Source organism: Cystobacter fuscus (genome assembly GCF_002305875.1).
GTDB classification, from domain to species: domain Bacteria; phylum Myxococcota; class Myxococcia; order Myxococcales; family Myxococcaceae; genus Cystobacter; species Cystobacter fuscus_A.
The window spans coordinates 2,495,610-2,517,522 of sequence record NZ_CP022098.1 but is presented as its reverse complement, the minus strand read 5'-3'; the positions used below and the strand labels follow the sequence as shown (position 1 = coordinate 2,517,522).

The window sequence follows — 21,913 nt, the reverse complement described above, 5'->3', positions numbered from 1 at the left end:
CGTCAACTCCAATCAGGCCGGCTCGATGACCCTCGACATCAACTGCACTGTTGTACACATAACAGGTCTATCTGTTCTTTCCCGATATACAAATCTTGCCATCATCCACCGGCCTGTCATGAGTCGGGAGCGATAGCTCCTGGAGGGGGGCCCCATGAAGAACCATCTGATCCTGCTGCTCGCCATGACGGCGCTGAGCGCCTGCGGTCCGGAAGACGAGTCCCTGGAATCCCACCTGGGCACGGGGGCCGAGACCCTCGGCGCCGAGGCGGACCCGCGCGAGGGCTTCGTGTGGCTGTCCACCGGCGTGCGGATGCACTACGTCGAGCAGGGCCGCCGCGACGGCCCGGTGCTCGTGCTGCTGCACGGCTACACCGACTCGTACCGCTCCTTCGATCTGGACTACCCACTGCTGTCGCGCCGCTATCACGTCTACGCACTCGACCAGCGCGGCCATGGTGACTCCTCGCGGCCCGGCGGCGGCTATTCCCAGTCCGACTTCGCCGCCGACGTGGTGGCCTTCCTCGACGCCCGGGGCCACCGGAGCGCCACCCTCCTGGGCCACTCCATGGGCAGCTTCATCGCCCAGCAGGTCGCCCTCGAGTCCCCCCAGCGCGTCCAGGCCCTCGTGCTCGTCGGCTCGGCCCCCACCTCCCGAGGCAATGCCGTCATCGCCGACCTGAAGTCCGTCGTGGACACGCTGAGCGATCCCATCGACCCGGCCTTCGTCCGCGACTTCCAGGCGAGCACCTTCTACCGCCCCATCCCCCCCACCTTCCTCGACACCGCCGTGGCCGAGAGCCTCAAGGTGCCCGCCCGCGTGTGGAAGGACGCCCTCGCGGGACTCGCCGCCGAGGACCATTCCTCCCAGCTCGGGAGCATCCGCGTCCCCGCGCTCGTGGTGGGCGGGGACCAGGACGGCCTCTTCTCCGTCGCCGAGCAGCGGGCGCTCGCCCAGGAGCTGGGCCGGGGCCGGCTGCTGCTCTACCCGGACACGGGCCACGCCCCCCACGTCGAGCGGCCCCAGCGTTTCGTCGCCGACGTCACCGCGTTCCTCGACTCGCTGCGCCTGTAGGCGGCGGGCTCAGGGACAGCCGCTGCTCACCGAGAGCGCGTCGTACGCCATCCACCCGTTGCGCCTGGTGCCCGTGGCGGCGATGACGTAGCCGTAGATGAACTTCATCGTTCCCGACTGGGTCCGGTAGCGGCCCTCGCTGTCCTGGACCCAGAGCGGGATGTCGATCGACGGCGCGCCGGCATCGGTCGGCACGTCCAGGCGCTGGAACTTCGTGCCCGCGGGGAAGTGGTCCACCGCGACGCCACCCAGGCCGAAGCCCGGCACGTTGAAGGCGAGGTTGACCGAGCGCCTGCCATTGGCACGCACGAGCGGGAGGTAGTCGCCCGCGCGCTCGTGCACCGCGTCGCTGTCGTAGACCACCTTCTTGAACTCCAGCGTGGTGTCATGCGAGTCGCGCACGGCGTAGCAGCCCAGCTTCGCCAGGCCCGCCCCCAACGCCGAGACGTGCCCGACCTTCTGCGCGAAGGACTCCTGGCCCAGGATGCTCGACAGGGGCATCCATCCGGCGCTCGAGTTGGACGTCGACACCGCGAAGGCATGGGTCTCACCAGCGAAGGTGCGCGTCTGGCCGTAGTTGAAGGTGACGCGCGTCCGGGTCGAGGTGCCCATCACGGTGCCGTTGCCGTCGCGAATGGGGACCCCCGTCACCACGCCCCAGGAGTCATCGTCATCCGGATCGTTGGTGGCGACGCGATTGCCCCCGGTGGGGCGCAGCTTGCAGTTGTACGGGCTCGCCGTGCAGGCCTCGCCATTCACTCCCGCGTAGAGGGCTTGTCCCGTGCTCTCTCCCACCTCTCCGCCCTCCTCGACGAGCACCTCGCCACCACAGGCGGAGGACACCCACGCGAGCGCGGAAACGACCAGCAGTTGGTTTCTCATGGACTTCATGGAAGACCCGGAATACCCGGACTGTCAAACCCATCCGGGCGTCCTGGGTCGACTCGTCGCCAACGCACCGCGGCGCACGCGGTGCGTCGTGTGGAACGGGGCGAGCCTCAGCCGTTCACGGGTCCGCCCGGCTCGACGTCCTCCCACCAGCGGCCCTTGTACTCGGCGGCCCGGGCGAGCTGCTCGCGCAGGGCGCTCATCATCTTCACGTTCCCGTCCTGGGTGTAGCCCTCGAGCGCCTTCTGGCACTGGGGGACGCGCTCGAGGAACTCGCGCAGCCGCTCCACGGTGAGCGTGGGCGCGTACATGCCGTAGCCGAGCTTCTCCAGGTACAGGGCGTTGAGCACCTGCTCGAACTGACCCTGCACGGGGAGCGCGAGCATGGGCTTGTGCAGGTAGACGGCCTCGCTCATGAGGGTGTAGCCGCCGCCGGCCACCACGGCGCGCGCGGTGCGCAGGTCGTCGATGAAGCCCGCCTCGCTGAAGGGGCGGTAGAGCAGGTTGCCGTCGCGCACGTCCTCGGTGATGTCCCGCCGCAGCCCGTAGATGTGGCAGGGCAGCCCGCTCTGCTTGAGGATGTCCGGCAGCGCGGTGTTGGAGGTGGAGGTCTGGTAGACGAGCAGGTGCTCACCGGGCTCGGAGCGGGCGGCGAGGATCTCCGGCCGGAGGATGGAGGGCAGCAGCGTGGTGCGCTCCTTGCGCACCGGCGGATAGAAGAAGGTGGTGGTGAGGTAGTGGAAGCAGCCGGGCAGCTTGGACTTCACGATGGCTCGAGTGCCCTCGAAGTCCTCCTCCCACCCGGCGAGCAGCGCGCTGTCGTGCTGGCAGCGGTTGATGATCTGCATGTTGTCCACGCTGATGACGGGCAGGCGGTGGTTGCGGCCGAAGAGGTAGCTGAAGCTCTCGAAGTCGCTCACCACCACGTCGGGCTGGAACTTCTCCGCGAGCTCGAAGTACTGGCGGATGTTGTGCGGCCAGCCCTTGATGGCCCCGGAGACGTTCTGCAGCAGCGTCTGCAGCTTCTTCACCGAGTTGCCTTCATAAGCCAGGGTGAGGCCCCAGATGCCGTGCACCTTGTCGAAGCGTTTGGCCAGGTAGTCCTTGGCGCGCCCCGAGACGACGATCTGCACCTCGTGCTCGCGGGTGAGCTCCTCGAGAATGACGCGGGAGCGGGTCGCGTGCCCCATGCCTTCGCCAACGACGCCGTAGAGGATTCGCATGGGGGCCGAGCATACGCGGGATATGGCGCGTGACCCCAAGGCGGGGGTAGCGTCCGGCCATGCAACGCCAAGCCAGAAACACCCAGGGCCCACCAGGCGCCCGGGGATTGCTCCGAGCGGCACTGCTGGGACTGAGTGGAGGCCTGCTACTGGGTGGCCTCTTCCTCGCCGTCACGGGCCTCGTGACACGATTCAAACCCGCCGACTGCGTGGAGCTTTCCGAGGAGGAGTGCACCTTCATGCGGGACACCGCGCGGGAGATGGGCCGCGTGCAGGGCCTGTCGGGAGCGGCCCTGCTGGCGCTCGGCCTGGCCACGGCGGTGCTCGTGCTCCGGCCAAAATCTCCCTCCTCCGCCGAGCGACCGGGTTGACTGACGGGCCAGTCAATCGAGGAGCCGGGCTGACAAGCCAGTCTCTCAGGCGAGCCACCATCCGGCGAAGACCGACTAATTAGGGCTGGCCTCGTTATTAGGGTTCGGTTAGGAGGGGCGCCGCCCTATGCAGCTTGAATCCCTGAAAATGTTTTGTGACGTGGTTGAGACCGGCTCCTTCTCGCGTGCCGCGCAGCTCAACCATGTGACCCAGTCGGCGGTGAGCCAGCAGATTCGCGCCCTGGAGAACCGCTACGAGCAGAAGTTGTTGTCGCGCAGCGCGCGGCAGGTGACGCCGACGCCCGCGGGCGAGCGCCTCTTCCGAGGGTGCAAGGAAATCCTGGCACGCTTCGCCGAGGTGGAGCAGGAGATCCGCGAGCAGTCCGCCGAGGTGCATGGCACCACGACGGTCTCCACCATCTATTCGGTGGGTCTGCATGAGCTGCGCAACGTGCAGAAGCAACTGCTCAAGACCCACCCCAAGGTGAACATGCGCCTGAACTACCGGCGCAATGATCAAGTGTATGACGATGTCATCCTGGGTGCGGCGGAGATTGGCATTGTCGCCTATCCGCAGCCACGCGCCGGCGTGGACATCCACCCGTTCCGCGATGACAAGCTGGCGGTTGTTTGCGCTCCCAACCATCCATTCGCCAGCAAGGCGAAGGTGAGCCTCACGGCGCTCTCGGGCGTGCCCTTCATCGCCTTTGATCGCGAGGCGCCCACGCGCAAGGCGTTGGACCGGCTGGTGCGCGAGAAGAACCTGGACCTCAACCCGGTGATGGAGATCGACAACATCGAGACCATCAAGCGCGCGGTGGAGATGGGCATCGGCGTGGCCATCCTCCCCATGGCGACGGTGGCGGCCGAGGTGGCGCAGGGGACGATCGTCTCCAAGCCCTTCGCCGAGGGGCCGGTGTCCCGACCGATCGGCCTGCTCATCCGCAAGGGCAAGTACCTGGACCGGGCGTCCGCCGCGGTGCTCGAGGCCTTCAAGCTCGCTGAAGCATCGGCCGAGGAGAGCTGAGCCTCACCGGAGGCGCCAGCGCCGCGAGCCAGGGCTCGAGCAGGCGCGCGCACTCCTCCGGGTGGGTGAAGTAGGGCACGTGACCGACGCCACGCAGCAGGTGCTGGGGCGTGCCCGGAGGCAGCGAGGCGGCCAGGCGCTTCACCGTCGCGGGTGGCACCAGCACGTCCCGGTTGCCCTGGATGCACACACACGACACGGGCAGGCCCCGCAGGGACGGAGGCGGCGGCTCGCCACGAATGGCGAAGGCACGGTGGAGCGTGGTCATCCGCTCGAGCCAGGTGGTGGGAACCACCTCGGGCACGCGGGCGGGTGCGATGGGCTTCCAGGAAGCCAGGGCGGCGGTGAGCGGACCCGGCCGCCCCAGCACGGCGATGGGCCCCATCATCGCGATGAGCCGGCCCCGCGCGCCCAGGTGCTCGGTGCGGGTGAAGGAGCCCAGGAAGGCCACGCCCCGCGCGGCGCCCGCCGCGGCCAGGTGCGCGGCCACCATGCCTCCGAAGGAGCTGGCCACCACGGCGTCCACCGGGCCGCAGGCCTCGAAGAGCTCCTGGGCGAGCGCCCCCGCGCCCCGGGCCGCGTGAGGGCCCTCGGGGTACTCGACGAGAATGGGCCGCGCCACGTGCTGGAGCCGTCTGGCGAGCGCCAGGAAGCCCGCGCCCCGAGCCCCCAGACCCGGCAACAACAGGACCCGGGGTCCCTCGCCCGACATCTCCGTCCACTCAACCACCCGCCGCATGTCTCTCCTTGTCCCAGGACACTTCCACCTCCGTGTCGAGCAGGTTCACCTGCCGCGCGCTGACCAGGGTCTGCGCGATGCGCGTGCTCTGGAAGACGCCCCGCACCGCACCCTCGTAGTACTCGGCCGGCAAGGTGCAGCCCTGGAAGAGCAGCCGGCCATGGTTCGGCCCCAACCAGGAGACCGAGCACTCGCCGTGCCGGACGGCCGTCCGGAAGGCGGAAGGGAGTCCCTCGAGCAACCACCGAGGCTCCCCTCGAGCCAACAGCAACAGCACCTGCCCGGCGCTGGATTCCAGGTAGTACGGCACCATCTCCCGCCCCAGGTGCCACAGGGCCGTGCGGAAGTCCCCCCTCCCCTCGCTCAGCACGCCCGCCGCGGCGTAGAGCAGCCGGATGAAGGAGTCCATGGGGTAGCTGAAGAAGGCCATGAACCGCTCACCCCCGGCCGCCTCGATGCAGCGGCGCCAGGAGACGGGGTCGCCGAGCGGGCGCACCTGCTCCAGCACGCCATTGAAGAAGAAACCCCGCAGGGTGTCCTCGGGACGAATCACCTCCAGCCGCCGCTCCAGTTCCTGCTGTGCGCCGTGCTCCATGTCGCTCGTTGGGTGACCAGGGAACCGCGAGACCTTCTTGTTCGGGGATGGACTCCACCTGAAGAGGACCCCTCACGTCCAGGGTCCTCATCCAGTTTACACTTCCCCCCCATGAGCCCACTGATTCCAGGTGACATCCTTGGGGGAACGTGGCGGGTAGTCCGGCCCGCCCTCGGCGACGAGCCCGGTGTGGAGTGCCAGGTAGAGCCCACCCAGGGAGGAGAAGCCGGCCGGCTCACCCTGTGGCGGACGCTCCGAGCCCCCTCCCGCGCCGAGATCGAGCACTTCACGCACGTGCTGAGCGAGGCCCAACGCACCGGGCACGCCGCCTTCGCGCCCGTGGTGGACGCCGGGTACGACGAGGCCCGGGAGGGCCTGTGGCTCGTGCGCCCCTGGTGGAGCGGGGAGTCCCTGCCGTCCATGTTGAGGGGACTGCACGACATCGGACTCGATCTGCCCGATCTGCGCGCGCTCGCGCGGCAGTTGGCCGGAGCGCTCACCGCCGCCCGGAGCGCGGGCCTCGTGCATGGACGGCTGCGGCCCGCGCGGGTGCTCGTCGCCTCGGGACCCGCGGGCGCACGGCTGAGCGTGCTCGACGTGGGACTGGAGCACTTCCGGCGCACGCACGCCGCGGGCTGGCTCAAGCCCCCCGAGGGAGGCGCGGACTACCTCGCGCCCGAGTGGAAGGAGAACGGACCCCTGCCCGCGTCCACGGATGTCTTCGCTTTCGGGCGCATCCTGCGCGACATGCTGGCCTCGCGCCGGGATGGAGCCTGGAAGGGACGCTGGGAGTCCTGGGTGGAGCGGGCCACGGCTCCGGCGCCACACGAGCGCTTCGGCGACGCCGCCGAGGCCCTCGACGCCCTGCTGCCCATCCTCAACACCCTGCCCACCCCGGTGTCCCCGCCGCCGGACAACTACCAGCCCGAGCCGCCGGATCCGCTGGTGCTCCCGCCCCGATGACGGGGGCGTCTCAGTACAGCTTGCGCAGGCGCGCGGCGAAGAAGCCGTCCCAGCCCTCGGGCCCCGGCAGCGTGCGCAGGTATGCCTGGGTGAGCGGCAACTTCACGCCCTCGCGCGGCACCGGGGGCTCCGCCGTCCACTCCGGGTGGCTGCGCAGGAACATCTCCACCTGATCCTGCCCCTCCTGGGGCTCGGGAGTGCACACCGCGTAGACGAGCAGGCCTCCGGGGGGCACCGCCTCCTGGCAGTTCTCCAGGATGCGCCGCTGCAACACCGCCAGCCGCGCCATGTCCTCCGGCTTGCGCCGGTAGCGCAGCTCCGGGTGGCGCCGCAGCGTCCCCAGGCCCGAGCACGGCGCGTCCACCACGAACGCGTGGAACTCGCCCCACGCCTCCGGCCAGGGCGCGGTCGCGTCGTGCACCTCGGCGCGCAGGCGCTCGGTGAGGCCCAGGCGCTTCGCCTCGGAGAGGATCTTCCGCATCTTGTTGGCGTGCAGATCCGTGGCCACCACCTCGTGCGTCTCGGCCTGGTGACAGGCCTTGCCCCCCGGCGCCGCGCACGCATCCAGCACGCGCGCCGTGTCGGGGATGTCGCCGTAGACGCCCACGAGCTGCGCCGCCTCGTCCTGCACCTGCCACAGGCCCTCGGCGTAGCCGTACACGTCCTCCACCCGGCCCACCGGAGGCAGGATGATGCCCACCGGGGACACCGGCGTGGGGCGCGCCTCCAGCCCCGTCTCGCGCAACTGCTCGAGCAGCGCGTCTCGCGTCACCTTCGCGCGGTTGGCGCGGATGACCACGGCGGGCGTCTGGTTGTTGGCCACGAGCATCGCCTCGGCGCGCTCCCGGCCGAACTGTCGCAGCCAGCGCTCCACCAGCCAGCGCGGGTGGCTCTCGCGGACCGACAGGAACTCGGCCAGGTCGTCCTCGGGGGGCAGGGGCTGCCCGGGGAGCGCCGCGAGCTTGCGCAGGATGGCGTTGGCGAAGCCCGCCGCGCGCGAGAGCCCCAGTTCCTTGAGGGCCTGCACCGTCTCGGCCACCGCGGCGCGCGCCGGCACCCGCGTGTAGAAGAGCTGGTAGGCCCCCACGCGCAGCGCCGCGAGCACCCTGTCCTCCAGGGCCTCCAGCTTGCGGTCGGCGAAGCGGGTGATGGCGTAGTCCAGCGCGAGCTCGCGGCGCGTGGCGCCGTAGACGAGCTCGGTGATGAGCCCCGCGTCCCGGGGATCCGCCGGAGGCGACTCCGAGAGCATCGTGTCGAGCACCACGTTGAGGTAGGCATCCGTGGCGCGGACGCGGCTGAGGACCTGGATGCTGATGGCGCGTGCGTTCATGAAATGTCTCTCACCCCTCCAGCCGGGTCATCCAATCCACCAGCTCCGTCTCGGACATGCGGGTCGCCGGGATGTTGGCGAGGGTGAGCCGCTGCAGGATGTCCTCCAACAACTCCCGGTGGCCCGTCTCCGTCGGGGCGCCTCCCTGGATGCGCGTCCACCACGAGCGCGCCCAGGTGGCCAGGTCCGCGGGAGACAGGCGTCCGGCGAGCCGATCGGCGATCTTGCTCCGCACCAGCGCCCGGGAGAGCACGTCCTCCGACGGCGCGGCCCGCGGACTCTTGCGGCCCAGCGTCTTCACGGACGAAGGGGGCGGCGGGGCCGCCTCCACCACCTTGCGGCCCAGCGTCTTGCGGGGGCCCGCGGCGTCCCGGCCCGCGGCCACGGCCGGAGCCTTCACCCCCGTGCCCCGGCGGCCCAGCGTCTTCGCGAGCCCCACGGGCTCCTCGGCCACCTCGTCCTCCCCCGCCTCCGCGTCCTCGTCGTCGACATCCTCGTCCTCGACGTCCTCGTCCTCGACGTCCTCGTCGTCGACATCCTCGTCGACGTCCTCGTCCTCCTCGGAGGACTCGCCGGTGAGGTCTCCGCTCGCGAAGCGCTCCAGGGCCTGGAGGTACGAGTCGAACCCCTCCCCCTCGAGCGTGGCGACGCAGGCCTCGGCCACCACGGAGTCGCGCTCGCCGAGCTCCTCCAGGTACACCTCGAGCGCGGGCAGCCCGATGGCCTCCAGCGCATCGCGCAGCGGGTACGAGCCGAAGAGGCTCGAGGGGCTCACCACCACGCCCTCCACGCGCGAGCGCTCGGCGTGCAGGGTGTCGAGCAGGACGCCCTCGTGGTTGGACTGCACCACCGTCAACTCCAGCCCCAGGGCGGTCGCCCGGGCCTTCAGGGCGGCGTCGAGGTCGGCGAACCGTCCGCCCTCGCGGCCCTCGCGCTCACCCACCAGGTTCAGGTTGGGCCCATGCAGCACCAACAGCCTCTTGCCCATGTCGCGTCTCTCCTACGTCTCGAAAGGCCGGCTGCCCGGCGCGAGCTTGCGGCCCGACAGGAAGTCGCCCACGGGCATCACCCGCTTGCCCTCGGGTTGCACCTCGAGCAGCACCAGCGAGCCCTGAGCGCACGCCACCTCCAGGCCCCGCGCGTCCGCGGACAGCACGGTGCCCGGCGCGCCCTGTCCCGTGCCCACCCTGGCCTTATGGACCTTGAACAGCTTGCCTTCCAGGGTGGTGAAGGCGCCCGGCCAGGGGGTGAAGGCACGCAGGCGCCGCTCCAGCTCCACCGCGGGCCGCGAGAAGTCGAGCTTGCCCTCCTCCTTGTGGATGATGGGCGCGAGCACCATGCCCTCGGACGGCTGCGGCACCGGCGTCAGCTCGCCGCGCAGGTAGGCCGGGAGGTACTCGCGCAGGAGCGCTCCGCCCAGCGTGGACAGCTTGTCGTGCAGGGTGGCGCTCGTCTCGTCCGGGGCGATGGGCAGCCGCTTCTCGGCCAGCACCGGCCCGGTATCCAGGCCCTCGTCCATCACCATCAACGCCACGCCCGTCTCCGTGTCCCCATGGGCGATGGCCCACTGGATGGGGGCGGCCCCCCGGAAGCGCGGCAGCAGCGAGGCGTGCACGTTGAGGCACCCCCGCGCGGGCGTCTCCAGCAAGTCCTTGGGGAGGATCTTCCCGTAGGCCGTCACCACGGCCACGTCGGGTTTGAGCTCGCGCAGCACCTCGGAGAAGGGAGGGGTGCGCAGCTTCTGGGGCTGCAACACCGGCACGCCCCGCTCGAGCGCGTAGGCCTTCACCGGGGAGATGGCGAGCGCCTGGCCCCGGCCCTTGGGCTTGTCCGGCTGGGTGACGACGGCCACCACGTCCCCGATGTCGAAGAGGGCGGCCAGGGAGGGCACGGCGAACTCGGGCGTGCCCATGAAGACGATGCGGGGACGGGTCATGGAAGGGGTGTTGTGCTGCACCCGGGCGCTTCAGGCAACGGACTTCAGCGTGCCCGAGGTGGGACCTTCGATGGCCTGACGTTTGCGGGTGCGCATCGAGCCGAGGATGCGCAGCGCCGCCTGGGCGTCCTGGGTGGTGGCCAGGGGCTCCAGGGCGTCGATGACCTCGGTGAGCAGGCGGGCCTCCTCGGCCTCGCGCTCGCGCAGCCGGTCCACCGTGTAGCTCAGGGACTCGAAGAACTCGCGCAGCTCGTCGCCGCTGCGCAGGGGACGCAGCCGCGGATAGCGGCCGGCGGCGATGGACGCGAGGTACAGGTTCATCACGTGCACCGGCCCCGCCACCCGGTGGGTAAGCACCAACCCCACCAGGGACGTGAGGATCGCCATCACGATCGCGCCCACCCCGCCGAGCCACAGCAGGGTATCGCTGCTCGCCAGCATCACCTCCGGCGAGCCGCCCTCCTCCACCGCGTTGCGAATCACCCGGGAGGCGAGCACCCCGACGATCAGCACTCCGAACGCGCCAATGGCGGCGAACCGGAACATGTAGCGGAACTGGAAACCGACATCGAGCAGCAGCGTCCGACGCAGGATGTGGGGGCGCCCCGAGGGCGTGGAGTCAAGAGACATGGCGGGGCAGCCTACCCCAATCTCCCCGGTCGGGCGGCGCCTTCCGCATGGCCGGGTCTCCCCCCCGGGCCCGGCGGGCCCCCCCCAGGGCCCGGTGGACGTCCGGCTCAGGCCGCGCTGGAGGCCGAGGCCTGCTGGACGCACTCGCGCATCACTTCCTCGGCCATGTCGATGGTGTAGTCGATCTGCTCGGCCGTGTGCGCCGAGCAGATGAAGTTGAGGTCGCGGCGCAGCAGGATGCCACGGCGCGCCATGCCCGCCTGGAAGGGCTGGGTGAGCTTCGCGTTCTCCACGGGATTCTTGGAGAAGCGGAACAGGGGGATGGCGTCATAGCCCAGGATGCGCAGCGGCGAGCCCACGCGCTCGGCTCGGGCGTTGATGCCCGTGGCGAGCCGCCGGCCCAGGTTCGCCAGGTGCTCGGTGAAGCCCGGCTCGCGGCTCACCTTGAGCACGGCCTCGCACACCGCCAGGGACAGGAGCTCGCCACCGAACGTGGTGGACACCTGCAGGTCCGCCAGCTTGCTCAGGAACTTCTCCGGCCCCGCCACCGCCGACAGGGGCATGCCCGCGGCGATCGCCTTGGACAGACAGACGAAGTCGGCCTTCACGTCGAAGAACTGCTGGGCGCCGCCCGGCGCCAGCCGGAAGCCGGTGATGACCTCGTCCTGGATGAGCAGCACGCCGTGCGCCGTGCACACCGCGCGCAGCTTGTGCATGAACTCGCGGGTGAGGCAGCGGTTGAAGGGCACCGACAGGAGCACCGCCGCGAGCTGGCTCCCCGTCTGCTCGATGCGGGCGAGCAGCGCCGCCTCGTCCGGCTCCTCGAACAGCGGCATGCGCGTGGTGTACTGGGCGAGCACCGCGGGCACTCCCGGCGTGTCATACATGAAGTGGTCGTGCCAGCCGTTGTAGCCCACCGTGATGAGGTGCTCCTTGCCCGTGACGTAGCGCGCCAGGCGCACCGCCGCCGAGGTGGCATCCGCCCCCGTCTTGAAGAAGCGCGCCATCTCCGCGCCGGGGATCATCTCCACCAGCGTCCGCGCGGCGCTGACCTCCCAGGCCGTGGGCAGCGAGTGCAGCAGCCCGTCCTCCAGGTGCCGGCGGATGGTGTCCACGACGGCCGGGTGGTTGTGGCCGAGCGAGTTCGCGCCGAGCCCGCAGATGTAGTCGATGTACTGCTGCCCATCCACGTCCTCCACCAGCGCGCCCTGCCCGCGGGCGAGGTAGACGGGGAAGGAGCCAGGGGCGAACATCTCCGGCTTCTTCATCATCGTCTGGGTGAGGCCGGGCACCAGCCGCTTCGCCTCGGCCAGCAGGCGGTTGGAGTTGGTCAAGTCCATCTTGCCCACGATGGGCCGGGGCAGAGACGGGTGCCTGTTCGCGTGTACGTCCATGGGATTCCTCGTGTGAAGGGGAAGTTGAAGGGGAACTGCGTTGGAAGAACTCAGGCCGGCACCGCGCTCGGGGCGGAGACACGACGGCCGAACAACCAGAGCGTGAGGAGCGCGCAGCCCGTCACCCCGGCGGCGATCCACCCCACCCGGCCAAACCCCGCGAGCGCGCCATCCGGCAGCACCGTCAGCAAGAGGCCCCCCACCCACGCGCCGGCTCCCGAGGCGCCATCACTCGCCGCCATGTTGACCGCCATGTAGCGGCCACGCAGCGCGGGGGGCACCCGGGAGGCGACCAGCGCCAGGGTGGGAATGGCCCGCCCGGAGGTGAGCACCATGAACAGCACGAACACCGCCGCCACCTGTGGCAGCGGCGCCGCGCCCAGGTGCGTGAACAAGAGGTGCGGCCCCACCGTGCCCACCAGCAGCCCGCCCAGGACCCGGGCCGGGCCGAACCGGTCCGCCAGCCGGCCAATCCACCGCGAGCTCAACAACGTGGCGGCCCCACCCGCCAGGTACACCCAGGACAGGTCGGACAACTGGAGCCCGAGGTTGCCCACCATGTAGGGGCTCAGATAGGGAATCAGCAGGAAGCCGGAGAACACCACGCTGAAGGTCAACACCCACCCGAGCGCCAGGGCGGGCGACCACCCCGGCCCGGCCGTGGCTCCGCCCCGCGCCTCATGCCGCCCGGCCAGGTGCTGGTTGACCGCGGGCAGGACGAACAGCAGCGCGAGCCACAACCCGCTCCCGAGCGCGCAGATGACCCAGAACGGCGAGCGCCAGCCCCACTGGCTCGCCAGCCACAGCCCCAGCGGCACGCCCGCCACCGCGCACAGGCCATACGACGCCATCACCGTGCCGATGGCCCGCCCCCGGCGCTCCGCCGGGATGACATCCCCGATGATGGCCTGCACCACCGCGCTCATCAGCCCCGCGCACGCCCCCGCCACCGTGCGCGCCCCGAGCAACCCCAGGTGGCTGTCCGACAAGCCACACAGCAGCGTGGACACGATGAACCCCGCATACAGCCCGAGCAGCGTGCGCTTCCTATCGAACCTGTCCAACCACAGCCCCCCGAGCAGCCCCATCCCCGCCGACGCCAGCGTGTACGCCGACACCAACACCCCGAACTGCGCGGCCGTGATGCCCAGGCGCCGCATGAACTCCGGCCCCAACGGCATGACGATCATGAAGTCCAGCAGGTGGGTGAACTGCACGGCGGCCAGCAGCCAGAGCATCCGCTGCTCCGACTTCGGCGGGGTGGAAACGGTCACGACATGCTCCCGGGACTCGACGCCCTTCCAGCACTGATAATGATAATGAAAATCAAAATCATGAAGCGGGCGCACTTATAGACGACGCGGGGGGCGGCCGGCAAGTCCCCCGTGTTCGTGGGCGTGTCCGCGCCTGGTCAGGAGGCGCGCATGGAGGCGAAGCGGGCGCGGCCGGCGGTCAGCAGGTAGAGCGCCACGGCGAGCCCCACGACCCCGAGCGCCGCCACGTAGTGCGCGGGCGCCAGGGGCGAGGCCTGGATCATCAGCGTCACCACCAACGGCGTCACCCCGCCGAAGAGCGCGTAGGCCATGTTGTACGAGAACGACAGGCCGGAGAAGCGCACCCGCGCGGGGAAGGCGCGCACCATCACCGAGGGCACCGCCCCCACCACGCCCGCGCCCAACCCCGCGAGCAGGTACAGCGGGACGAGGTGCTCGGGCCGCGCGCCCACGCCGATATAGAGCAGGTACGTCGTCACGGACAGCAGCACGCTGCCCGCGGCCAGCGCCCACCCCGCGCCGAAGCGATCCACCGCCAGGCCGAAGAGCACCGCCCCCAGGGTGAGGCTCAGCGTGGCCAGGCTGTTGGCGCGCAGCGCGACCGCTGGCGCGATGCCGTGCAGCTTCTGCATCAACGTCGGCGTCATCAGGATGACCACCACGATGGCGGCGGTGAGCACCCAGGTGATCAACATGGACACCACCACGCCGGTGCCGTGGCCGCGCAGCACCTCCTTGAGCGGCAGCCCCTCCACGAGCGCGCGGCGCTGGCGCATCTGCTCGAACACGGGCGTCTCGGCCAACCAGCGGCGCAGGTAGACGGCGAAGAAGCCGAACACGCCTCCCACCAGGAAGGGGATGCGCCAGGCGAAGTCCTTCACCTGCGCGGGGGTGTAGACGAGGTTGATGGCCGTCGCCATCAGCGAGCCGAGCAGGATGCCGAACGTGAGGCCCGCGGTGAGGATGCCGCAGGCGAGCCCCACGCGCCGCTCCGGCACGTGCTCGGAGACGAACACCCACGCGCCGGGCACCTCCCCACCCACCGCCGCGCCCTGCAGCATGCGCATGAGCAACAGCAACAGCGGCGCCGCGTACCCGGCCGTGGCGTAGGTGGGCAGCGAGCCGATGAGCAGCGTGGGCACCGCCATCATGAACACGCTCAGCGCGAACATGCGCTTGCGCCCGCCGCGATCGCCGAAGTGCGCCATCACGATGCCGCCCAGGGGCCGCACCAGGTAGCCCGCCGCGAACAGGCCGAACGCCTGCAACTGGCGCAGCCACTCCGGCGTGTCGGCGGGGAAGAAGAGCTCCCCGATCACCGCGGTGAAGAACACGAAGATGATGAAGTCGTAGAACTCCAGCGCGCCCCCCAACGCCGCCAGGCCGAGCGTCCTCACGTCCTGGGCGGAGAGTGGGCGCTGCGCGAGCGAGGGCTGGGTCTCGAGGCTCGAGTGGGTCTCCATGGGGACAACAGAGCGTGATCCCCGGAGCCGGGCAAGCACTCGTCGCGGAAGATGTCAGCCCACCTCACGCCGCGCGGGCTCGTCCGCTTCCGGGGTGGGGACCGGGACCGGCTGGGGCGGCGCGGGCGGATCCTCCTGGAAGGCGCTCGGCAACAGGCTGAAGGGCAGCACCTTGCCCAGGACGATCAACAGGAACATGCCACCGGGCGCCGCGAAGATCGCGAGCGCGGGGAGCACCTTCGCCACGTCGATCAACTGCGCCCGCATGCGCCGACGTTCCTCGGGCGTGAGCGGCTGCCGGCGAGCGACCCGGGCGAGCAGATGATACAGCTCACCCGTCTCGCGCACCTCGCGCCGCAACCGGCCGTAGTAGCGATCCAGCAGCGAGGAGAACCTGGCTGCCCTTCCCAGCTTCATGTGTGCAACCCACCTCGGAGACCGCGCCGGCCCGCCAGAGGGAAATACTCCACCGCCGCCCCGGACGCCACTGGCCCCCCGCCACCGGAGCGCCCGCCCGCCCGACCGTCATGGGCTGGACGCCCCGGAACGAGCGCATCCGGGCCCTGGCATCTGCGCTAGAGTGGGCCGCCCGTGGCACATCGCTTCCAGGTCAACCTCCGGGGGGTTATCGACCTCCTCTCCCACCATCTCTACAGCACGCCCGGGGTGTTCGTGCGCGAGCTGCTGCAGAACGCCACCGACGCCAACCGCGCCCGCCAGCACCTGGAGCCCTCCCACCCTGGCTCGGTGCACGTGGAGCTCATCGAGAAGCAGGACGGCGGGCCCCCCACCCTGCTCTTCCGCGACGAGGGCGTGGGGCTGACGGAGGAAGAGCTGCACCGCTTCCTGGCCACCATCGGCGAGAGCTCCAAGCGCGAGGTCCTCGAGGCCCACCGGGCGGACTTCATCGGACAGTTCGGTATCGGACTGCTCTCGTGCTTCATGGTGTGTGACGAGCTGTTGGTGGTGACGCGCTCGGTCCGGGGAGACGGTGGCACCTGGGAGTGGCGGGGTCGGCATGACGGGACCTACTCCGTGGGTCCCTCCGCGCACCCGATGGAGCGCTGCGGCACCCAGGTCTTCCTCCTGCCCCGCCCGGACGCCGCCGAGTACTTCACCCCCGAGCGCGTGCGCCAGCTCATCCTGCACTACGGCGGCCTGCTGCCCTACCCCATCCACCTCACCGCCGACGGCCACACCGAGCACCTCAACCGCACCCCACCCCCCTGGCGCCGCACGTACCCGAGCGCGGCGGCCCGACGCCAGGCGCTGCTGGCCCATGGGCGCGAGGTGTTCGGCGTGGACTTCGTGGACTGCATCTCGCTGCGCGCGGAGGCCGGAGGCGTGGAGGGCGTGGCCTACGTGCTGCCCTTCTCGCCCCACTTCAACGCCCGCCAGAAGCACCGCGTGTACCTCAAGGGCATGCTGCTGTCGGAGAGCGCGGAGAACCTGCTGCCGGACTGGGCCTTCTTCGTCAAATGCGTGGTGGACGCCCAGGGCCTGCGCCCCACCGCCAGCCGCGAGTCCTTCTACGAGGACGCCACGCTCTCGCGCACCCGCGAGGCGCTCGGCCAGCAGTTGCGCCAGTACCTGGTGGACCTGGCCAACGAGCAGCCCCGCGCCCTCCAGCGGCTCATCGCCCTGCATGGCCTGTCGGTGAAGTCGCTCGCGCTGGACGACGACGACTTCTACCGGCTCGTCATCCACTGGCTGCCCTTCGAGACGACGCTCGGCACGATGACGCTGGAGCACTACCGCCAGGAGTCCTCCACGGTGCGCTACGTCAACACCCTGGAGACCTTCCGGCAGGTGGCGCGCGTGGCGGCCGCCCAGGGCCTGTGCATCATCAACGCCGCCTACACGCACGACGCGGCACTGCTGGAGAAGCTGCCCCGGGTGCACCCGGACGCCCAGGTGGAGCTGTTCTCCGCGGCGCGGCTTCCCCAGGGCTTCGAGGAGCTGACGCACGAGGAGAACGAGGCGGTGGCCCGGCTGCGGCGGGTGGCGGAGGAGGCCCTGGAGCCCTTCCGGTGCGAGGTGAGCCTCAAGAAATTCCTCCCGCCCGAGGTGCCCACGCTCTACGGCGACGCGAGCGACGGCGCCTTCCAGCGCGACCTGGAGCGGGCACGCGAGGAGACGGACGCGCTGTACGCCTCGGTGCTCGAGGGGGCACTGGGCAAGCGCTCCGACGAGGAGAGGCCCCAGTTGTGCTTCAACCTGCGCAACCCCGTGGTACGTCAGCTCGCGCGCGTGCGCGACACCGCCCAGCTCCGACTGTCCGTGGAGATGCTGTATGTCCAGGCGCTCCTGCTCGGGCACCGGCCGCTCAACGCGCGGGAGATGGCGCTGCTCAACCGGGGCCTGCTCGGCCTCATCGCGGCGCGCCTGGATGACGACGAAGGCACGGGAGGCATGCATTGACGGAGCAAGACTGGCGCGAGCGGTTCAACACCCTGCGCGCGCGTGCCGAGCGGTTGGAACCGGGCGAGTCCAAGGTGATGGCGCTGGAGGAGGCGGCACGGCTGGCGGACACGCACGGCGAGGTGGCGCTCGCGTATGAGACGCGCGACGAGCTCATCGAGGCGGCCACCTTCGCGGGCTTCCCGGAGCGCGCCCTGGTCGCCTACGCGTGGTGCCGCGGCCAGCAGCAACGCGACCCGCGGCGCTTCGATCCCGAGGGCCTGCTGTGGAAGCAGAAGTGGATGGTGGGCATGCTCACCGAGTTCCCCCATATCGGCCGCAAGCAGATAGAGGCCGCGTTGGAGGACGTGGAGCAGGGCTACGCGAAGGCGGGGGCGGGCCAGCGCGCGGTGTTCAAGCTGCGCTACCTGGCGGCCCGCGACATGGGCGAGCGGGCCCGGGCCGAGGAGATGCGCGCCCGGTGGCTGGAGGCGCCTCGCGACCACCTCACGGACTGCCTCGCGTGCGAGCTGAACGTCGAGCTGCACCACTACCTCGATCAGGGGGACCACGCGCGGCTGATGCAGAAGGCCCGACCCCTGCTCGAGGGCCGCCACACGTGCGCGAAGGTGCCGCACCTCACGTTCGGACGGGTGCTCTACCCGCTCTTCAAGCTGGAACAGTGGGAGCAGGCGCGCGAGCACCACCTGCGCGGCTACGCGATGGTGCGCGGGGACCGGTACTTCGTCAGCACGGTGGGCGAGCACCTGGAGTTCCTCGCGCTCACGGGGAACGTGGAGCGGGGGCTGAAGCTCTTCGAGCGGCATCTGGGCTGGGCGCTGGAGCACGCGACGCCCCTCAACCGCTTCACCTTCCACTCGGCCGCGCTCGCCGTGATGGAGCGCGCCATGGTGGAAGCGCGGGAGCGGGTGGAGCTCGACCTGCCGCGCGCCTTCGCGCTGTACTCCCCCGAGGGCACCTACGAGATCCGGGCCCTGCGTGGCTGGCTCGCCGCGCAAGCGGAGGAGCTCGCCGCGAAGTTCGACGCACGTAACGGCACGGACCGCTTCCACCAACTGCTCGCGCGCACCCAGCGCCTCGCCTCCGAGGTGAGGCCCCTGCCCATCGACGACTGACACCCATCAGCTCACGGCCGCTTCGGGGGACTCCCGGTGCGCGCGGGATCCCGTTCGGCGACGGGGCCGATGATCTCGTCGATCCGCTGCATCACCTCCGCGCTCAACTTCACCCCCGCGGCCTTCACGTTCTCCGTGACCTGCTCGGGCCGCGAGGCGCCGATGATGGCCGAGGAGACGTTCGGGTTCTGCAGCACCCACGCCACGGCGAGCTGCGCCATCGACAGCCCCACCTCATCCGCCACCGGCTTGAGCTGCTGCACGCGCGCGAGGACCTCATCGCGCATGAAGCGCTTGATCTGATCCGCGCCTCCCTTGTCATCCGTGGCTCGGCTGCCCGGCGGCGGCGTCTCTCCCGGGCGGTACTTCCCCGTGAGCACCCCTTGCGCAATCGGAGACCAGACGATCTGACCCACGCCCAGCTCCTGGGACGTGGGGATCACCCGGGCCTCGATGGTCCGCCACAGCATCGAGTACTGCGGCTGGCTGGACACGAGCTGGATGCCGAGCTGCCGGGCCAGCGTCACGCCCGCGAGGATCTCCTCCGCCTTCCACTCGGACACCCCGATGTAGAGCGCCTTGCCCTGACGGACGACGTCGGCGAACGCCTGCATCGTCTCCTCCAGCGGCGTCTCGTAGTCGTAGCGATGCGCCTGGTACAGGTCCACGTAGTCCGTCTTCAGCCGCTTGAGCGAACCGTTGATGGATTCCAGGATGTGCTTGCGCGACAAGCCCCGGTCGTTGGGCCCCTTGCCCGTCGGCCAGTAGACCTTGGTGAAGATCTCCAGGCCCTCGCGGCGCTGTCCCTCGAGGGCACGGCCCAGGACCGATTCCGCGCGCGTGCCGGCGTAGACGTCGGCGGTATCGAAGGTGGTGATGCCCTCGTCGAGCGCGGCGCGGACGCACGCGAGCGCCGCGTCCTCCTCGACCTGGGAACCGTGGGTCAGCCAGTTGCCATAGGAAATCTCACTGATCTTCAGACCGCTGCCGCCAAGACGTCGGAAGTGCATGGGGGAGATTTAAATCGGGTGTCTCCCCCTGTCCGCTCCAAACAGCCTTGGAAACTGGCCGGCTCACCTCTTGAGCTTGCTGAACGGATTGTTGAAGGGCTCGGCCGAGGGCTTCGGCGCCGCGGGAGCCTTGCCGCCCCCCTGCTTGCTCATGGGCGCATGGGACGGGCCCGCGGGACGGCTGGATGGAGCCGCGGGACGGCTGGACGGGGCCGCTGGAGTGCCCTCGGTGAGCGCGCGCACGGACAGGCCGAGCCGCTTGCGCGCCAGGTCCACGCTCACCACCTTCACCGTCAGCCGATCCCCCACCTTCACGGCCTCGGACGGGTCCTTGATGAAGCGGTTGGACAACTGGGACACGTGCACGAGCCCATCCTGGTGCACGCCCACGTCCACGAAGGCGCCAAAGGCCGTCACGTTGGTGACCACGCCCTGCAACACCATGCCCTCCTTCACGTCCTCCAGCTTCTGCAAGTCCTCGCGGTAGGACGGAGCGGTGAAGTCACCGCGCGGGTCGCGGCTGGGCTTCTCCAGCTCGGCGAGGATGTCCTTGAGCGTCATCTCCCCCAGGTCCGATCCGAGGTAGCGCTTGGGATCGATCTTCCGCACCAGCGTGGCGTTGCCCACCAGTTGCTTCACGTCCACGCCCAGGTCCTTCGCCATGCGCTCGACGACGGCATAGCGCTCGGGATGCACGGCGCTCGCGTCCAGGGGCTCCGGGCCGTGGACGCGCAGGAAGCCCGCGGCCTGCTCGAACGTCTTGGGGCCCAGCCCACTCACCTTGAGGATCTCCCGGCGCGTGGTGAAGCGGCCCTTGGCGGCGCGGTGCGAGACGATCTTCTTGGCCAGCGTGGGGCCAATGCCCGACACGTGCTCGAGCAGCTGCGGCGACGCCGTGTTGACGTCCACCCCCACCGCGTTGACGCACGAGTCCACCACCTCGCCCAGCTTCTTCTTGAGCTGCCCCTGGTCCACGTCGTGCTGGTACTGGCCCACGCCGATGCTCTTCGGATCGATCTTCACCAGCTCCGCGAGCGGATCCTGCAAGCGCCGGCCGATGGACACCGCGCCGCGCAGCGACACGTCCAGGTCGGGGAACTCCTCCCGGGCCACCTCGGACGCCGAGTAGATGGAGGCACCCTGCTCGCTCACGGACACCACGGGCACATTCACCCCGAGCACCTTGAGCACCTCGCGCACGAAGCCCTCCGCCTCGCGGCTGCCGGTGCCGTTGCCCACGGCGATGAGCTCCGGCTTGTGCTTCTGGATGATGGCGCCGCACTGCCTGGCCGCCGTGGCGCGCTCGTTGGCGCCGCGCTCGGTGTAGAGCGTGGCCGTGTCCACGAGCTTCCCCGTGGCATCGAGCATGGTGGCCTTGATGCCCGTGCGCAGGCCGGGATCCAACGCGAGCACCGCCCGGCCTCCCGCGGGTGGGGACAGGAGCAGGTGGCGCAGGTTCTGGCCGAACACGGTGATGGCCTCGCGGTCCGCGCGCTCCTTGAGCTCGTTGCGCAGCTCGGACTCCAGCGAGGGCCCCATGAGCCGCTCCCACGAGTCCTCCACCGCGGCGCGCAGGTGCGGGGCGAACGCGGACTGGGGCTTCGTCACCACGCGCGAGGAGAGCGTCCCCTTCACCTCGTCATCCGGCAGGGCGAGCTGGATGCGCAGCACCTCCTCGGCCTCGCCGCGCAGCAGCGCGAGGATGCGGTGCGAGGGCGCCTTGGACAGGTCCTCCTCGTGGTCGGCGTAGTTGTCGAACTTGGTGGCCTCGCCCTTCTTGGCGGCCACGACGGCCGAGCGCAGGCGGCCCTTGTTCACGCACAGCTCGCGCGCGGTGCGGCGCAGGCCCGCGTCCTCGGCCACGCGCTCGGCGCAGATGTCGCGCGCGCCCGCCAGCGCCGCCTCCTGGTCCGGCACCTCCTTGTCGGCGTGGATGAACGGGCGCACCCGGGCGGCCACGTCCTCACTCCGCGCTCCCTCCTGCTTCCAGAGCAGATCCGCCAGCGGCTCCAGGCCCCGCTCCCGGGCGATGGCCGCGCGGGTGCGGCGCTTGGGCTTGTAGGGGAGGTAGAGGTCCTCCAGCTCCGTGCGCGTCTTCGCCCGCTGCAGCGCCTGGGTCAGCTCGGGGGTGAGCTTTCCCTGCCCCTCGATGGTGCGCAGGATCGTCTCCCGGCGTGCATCCAGCTCCTCGCGCTCGGCGGCGCGGTCGAGGATGGTCTGGATCTGCACCTCGTCCAGGCCCCCCGTGGCCTCCTTGCGATAGCGGGCGATGAACGGAACCGTGGCCCCCTCGGCGCTCAGCGCCAGGGTACGGTCCACCTGCTCGGCCTTGAGGCCCAATTCCTTCGACAGCTCGATGGCGTAGACGTGCATGGCGACCCACACCCTACACCATCCCACACCCAATGGCGAGGCCCCGCTCGGGAGCCCACCCCGCCCCGCTCATATAAGGAGGGGCC

Annotated in this window: 20 protein-coding genes; 6 read left to right on the top strand and 14 right to left on the bottom strand. The window is 70.3% G+C overall.

The genetic code is table 11. The features are described 5' to 3' along the window. The first annotated feature begins 154 nt into the window (after positions 1 to 154). Positions 155 to 1,075 carry an alpha/beta fold hydrolase gene (locus CYFUS_RS10450; RefSeq protein WP_095985086.1) on the top strand — a complete coding sequence of 307 codons (921 nt, stop codon included), beginning with the start codon at positions 155 to 157 and terminating at the stop codon, positions 1,073 to 1,075. A 9-nt stretch (positions 1,076 to 1,084) separates the two neighbouring features. Here CYFUS_RS10450 and CYFUS_RS10445 read toward each other — a convergent pair whose 3' ends face one another. Then, positions 1,085 to 1,966, bottom strand: coding sequence for a hypothetical protein (locus CYFUS_RS10445; protein ID WP_095985085.1), 882 nt, complete (start codon positions 1,964 to 1,966; stop codon positions 1,085 to 1,087). A gap of 107 nt (positions 1,967 to 2,073) precedes the next feature. Next, positions 2,074 to 3,186, bottom strand: a complete 1,113-nt coding sequence (locus CYFUS_RS10440) for an MJ1255/VC2487 family glycosyltransferase (RefSeq protein WP_095985084.1) — start codon at positions 3,184 to 3,186, stop codon at positions 2,074 to 2,076. Positions 3,187 to 3,245: 59 nt separating this feature from the next. On the opposite strand from CYFUS_RS10440, the gene CYFUS_RS10435 reads away from it, so the two are divergent. Together CYFUS_RS10435 and CYFUS_RS10430 are read left to right on the top strand one after the other, a co-directional pair. Then, positions 3,246 to 3,557, top strand: coding sequence for a hypothetical protein (locus tag CYFUS_RS10435; protein WP_095985083.1), 312 nt, complete (start codon positions 3,246 to 3,248; stop codon positions 3,555 to 3,557). Positions 3,558 to 3,684: 127 nt separating this feature from the next. Further along, positions 3,685 to 4,584, top strand: a complete 900-nt coding sequence (locus CYFUS_RS10430; protein ID WP_002630101.1) for a LysR family transcriptional regulator — start codon at positions 3,685 to 3,687, stop codon at positions 4,582 to 4,584. Here CYFUS_RS10430 and CYFUS_RS10425 read toward each other — a convergent pair. Beyond that, entirely contained in the window at positions 4,550 to 5,323 is a 774-nt protein-coding gene (locus CYFUS_RS10425; protein ID WP_095985082.1) for an alpha/beta fold hydrolase, read from the bottom strand. The genes CYFUS_RS10430 and CYFUS_RS10425 overlap by 35 nt on opposite strands. Then, positions 5,307 to 5,918 (bottom strand): TIGR02265 family protein, encoded by a 612-nt coding sequence (locus tag CYFUS_RS10420; RefSeq protein WP_095985081.1) that lies wholly within the window; start codon positions 5,916 to 5,918, stop codon positions 5,307 to 5,309. Before CYFUS_RS10420 ends, CYFUS_RS10425 begins: the two co-directional genes overlap by 17 nt. A 189-nt stretch (positions 5,919 to 6,107) precedes the next feature. Here CYFUS_RS10420 and CYFUS_RS10415 point away from each other — a divergent pair, with 189 nt between their 5' ends. After that, a complete protein-coding gene (locus CYFUS_RS10415; RefSeq protein WP_095985080.1) occupies positions 6,108 to 6,881 on the top strand; it encodes a protein kinase in 774 nt (257 codons plus the stop codon). A gap of 10 nt (positions 6,882 to 6,891) precedes the next feature. Here CYFUS_RS10415 and rsmB read toward each other — a convergent pair whose 3' ends face one another. The 8 genes from rsmB to CYFUS_RS10375 all read right to left on the bottom strand — a co-directional run bounded on the left by rsmB (position 6,892) and on the right by CYFUS_RS10375 (position 15,325). After that, a complete protein-coding gene (rsmB, locus tag CYFUS_RS10410) occupies positions 6,892 to 8,211 on the bottom strand; it encodes a 16S rRNA (cytosine(967)-C(5))-methyltransferase RsmB (RefSeq protein ID WP_095985079.1) in 1,320 nt (439 codons plus the stop codon). 10 nt (positions 8,212 to 8,221) lie between these two features. Continuing rightward, positions 8,222 to 9,199 carry a type II 3-dehydroquinate dehydratase gene (locus CYFUS_RS10405; RefSeq protein ID WP_095985078.1) on the bottom strand — a complete coding sequence of 326 codons (978 nt, stop codon included), beginning with the start codon at positions 9,197 to 9,199 and terminating at the stop codon, positions 8,222 to 8,224. A gap of 12 nt (positions 9,200 to 9,211) precedes the next feature. Then, a complete protein-coding gene (gene fmt, locus CYFUS_RS10400) occupies positions 9,212 to 10,147 on the bottom strand; it encodes a methionyl-tRNA formyltransferase (RefSeq protein ID WP_095991926.1) in 936 nt (311 codons plus the stop codon). 30 nt (positions 10,148 to 10,177) lie between these two features. After that, positions 10,178 to 10,777, bottom strand: coding sequence for a HAMP domain-containing protein (locus CYFUS_RS10395; RefSeq protein WP_095985077.1), 600 nt, complete (start codon positions 10,775 to 10,777; stop codon positions 10,178 to 10,180). A gap of 107 nt (positions 10,778 to 10,884) precedes the next feature. Continuing rightward, the gene (gene mxcL / locus CYFUS_RS10390; RefSeq protein ID WP_095985076.1) at positions 10,885 to 12,171 is read right to left on the bottom strand and encodes a myxochelin B biosynthesis transaminase MxcL; all 1,287 of its coding nucleotides are present in this window, start codon (positions 12,169 to 12,171) and stop codon (positions 10,885 to 10,887) included. 50 nt (positions 12,172 to 12,221) lie between these two features. After that, on the bottom strand, positions 12,222 to 13,445 hold the full coding sequence (gene mxcK / locus CYFUS_RS10385; RefSeq protein WP_095985075.1) for a myxochelin export MFS transporter MxcK: 1,224 nt from the start codon (positions 13,443 to 13,445) through the stop codon (positions 12,222 to 12,224). Positions 13,446 to 13,582: 137 nt separating this feature from the next. After that, positions 13,583 to 14,908, bottom strand: a complete 1,326-nt coding sequence (locus CYFUS_RS10380; protein ID WP_095985074.1) for an MFS transporter — start codon at positions 14,906 to 14,908, stop codon at positions 13,583 to 13,585. A 54-nt stretch (positions 14,909 to 14,962) separates the two neighbouring features. Beyond that, positions 14,963 to 15,325: an LETM1 domain-containing protein gene (locus CYFUS_RS10375; protein WP_095985073.1), complete on the bottom strand. Its 363-nt coding sequence runs from the start codon at positions 15,323 to 15,325 to the stop codon at positions 14,963 to 14,965. 174 nt (positions 15,326 to 15,499) lie between these two features. Here CYFUS_RS10375 and CYFUS_RS10370 point away from each other — a divergent pair, with 174 nt between their 5' ends. Together CYFUS_RS10370 and CYFUS_RS10365 are read left to right on the top strand one after the other, a co-directional pair. Further along, on the top strand, positions 15,500 to 17,329 hold the full coding sequence (locus CYFUS_RS10370; protein ID WP_095985072.1) for an HSP90 family protein: 1,830 nt from the start codon (positions 15,500 to 15,502) through the stop codon (positions 17,327 to 17,329). Continuing rightward, positions 17,326 to 18,444 carry a hypothetical protein gene (locus tag CYFUS_RS10365; RefSeq protein ID WP_095985071.1) on the top strand — a complete coding sequence of 373 codons (1,119 nt, stop codon included), beginning with the start codon at positions 17,326 to 17,328 and terminating at the stop codon, positions 18,442 to 18,444. Before CYFUS_RS10370 ends, CYFUS_RS10365 begins: the two co-directional genes overlap by 4 nt. Before the next feature lie 11 nt (positions 18,445 to 18,455). On the opposite strand, the gene CYFUS_RS10360 is transcribed toward CYFUS_RS10365, so the two are convergent. Both CYFUS_RS10360 and CYFUS_RS10355 read right to left on the bottom strand, forming a co-directional pair. Continuing rightward, entirely contained in the window at positions 18,456 to 19,454 is a 999-nt protein-coding gene (locus CYFUS_RS10360; protein WP_095985070.1) for an aldo/keto reductase family protein, read from the bottom strand. Positions 19,455 to 19,517: 63 nt separating this feature from the next. Further along, on the bottom strand, positions 19,518 to 21,827 hold the full coding sequence (locus tag CYFUS_RS10355) for a Tex family protein (protein ID WP_095985069.1): 2,310 nt from the start codon (positions 21,825 to 21,827) through the stop codon (positions 19,518 to 19,520). Between the last annotated feature and the right edge of the window lie 86 nt (positions 21,828 to 21,913).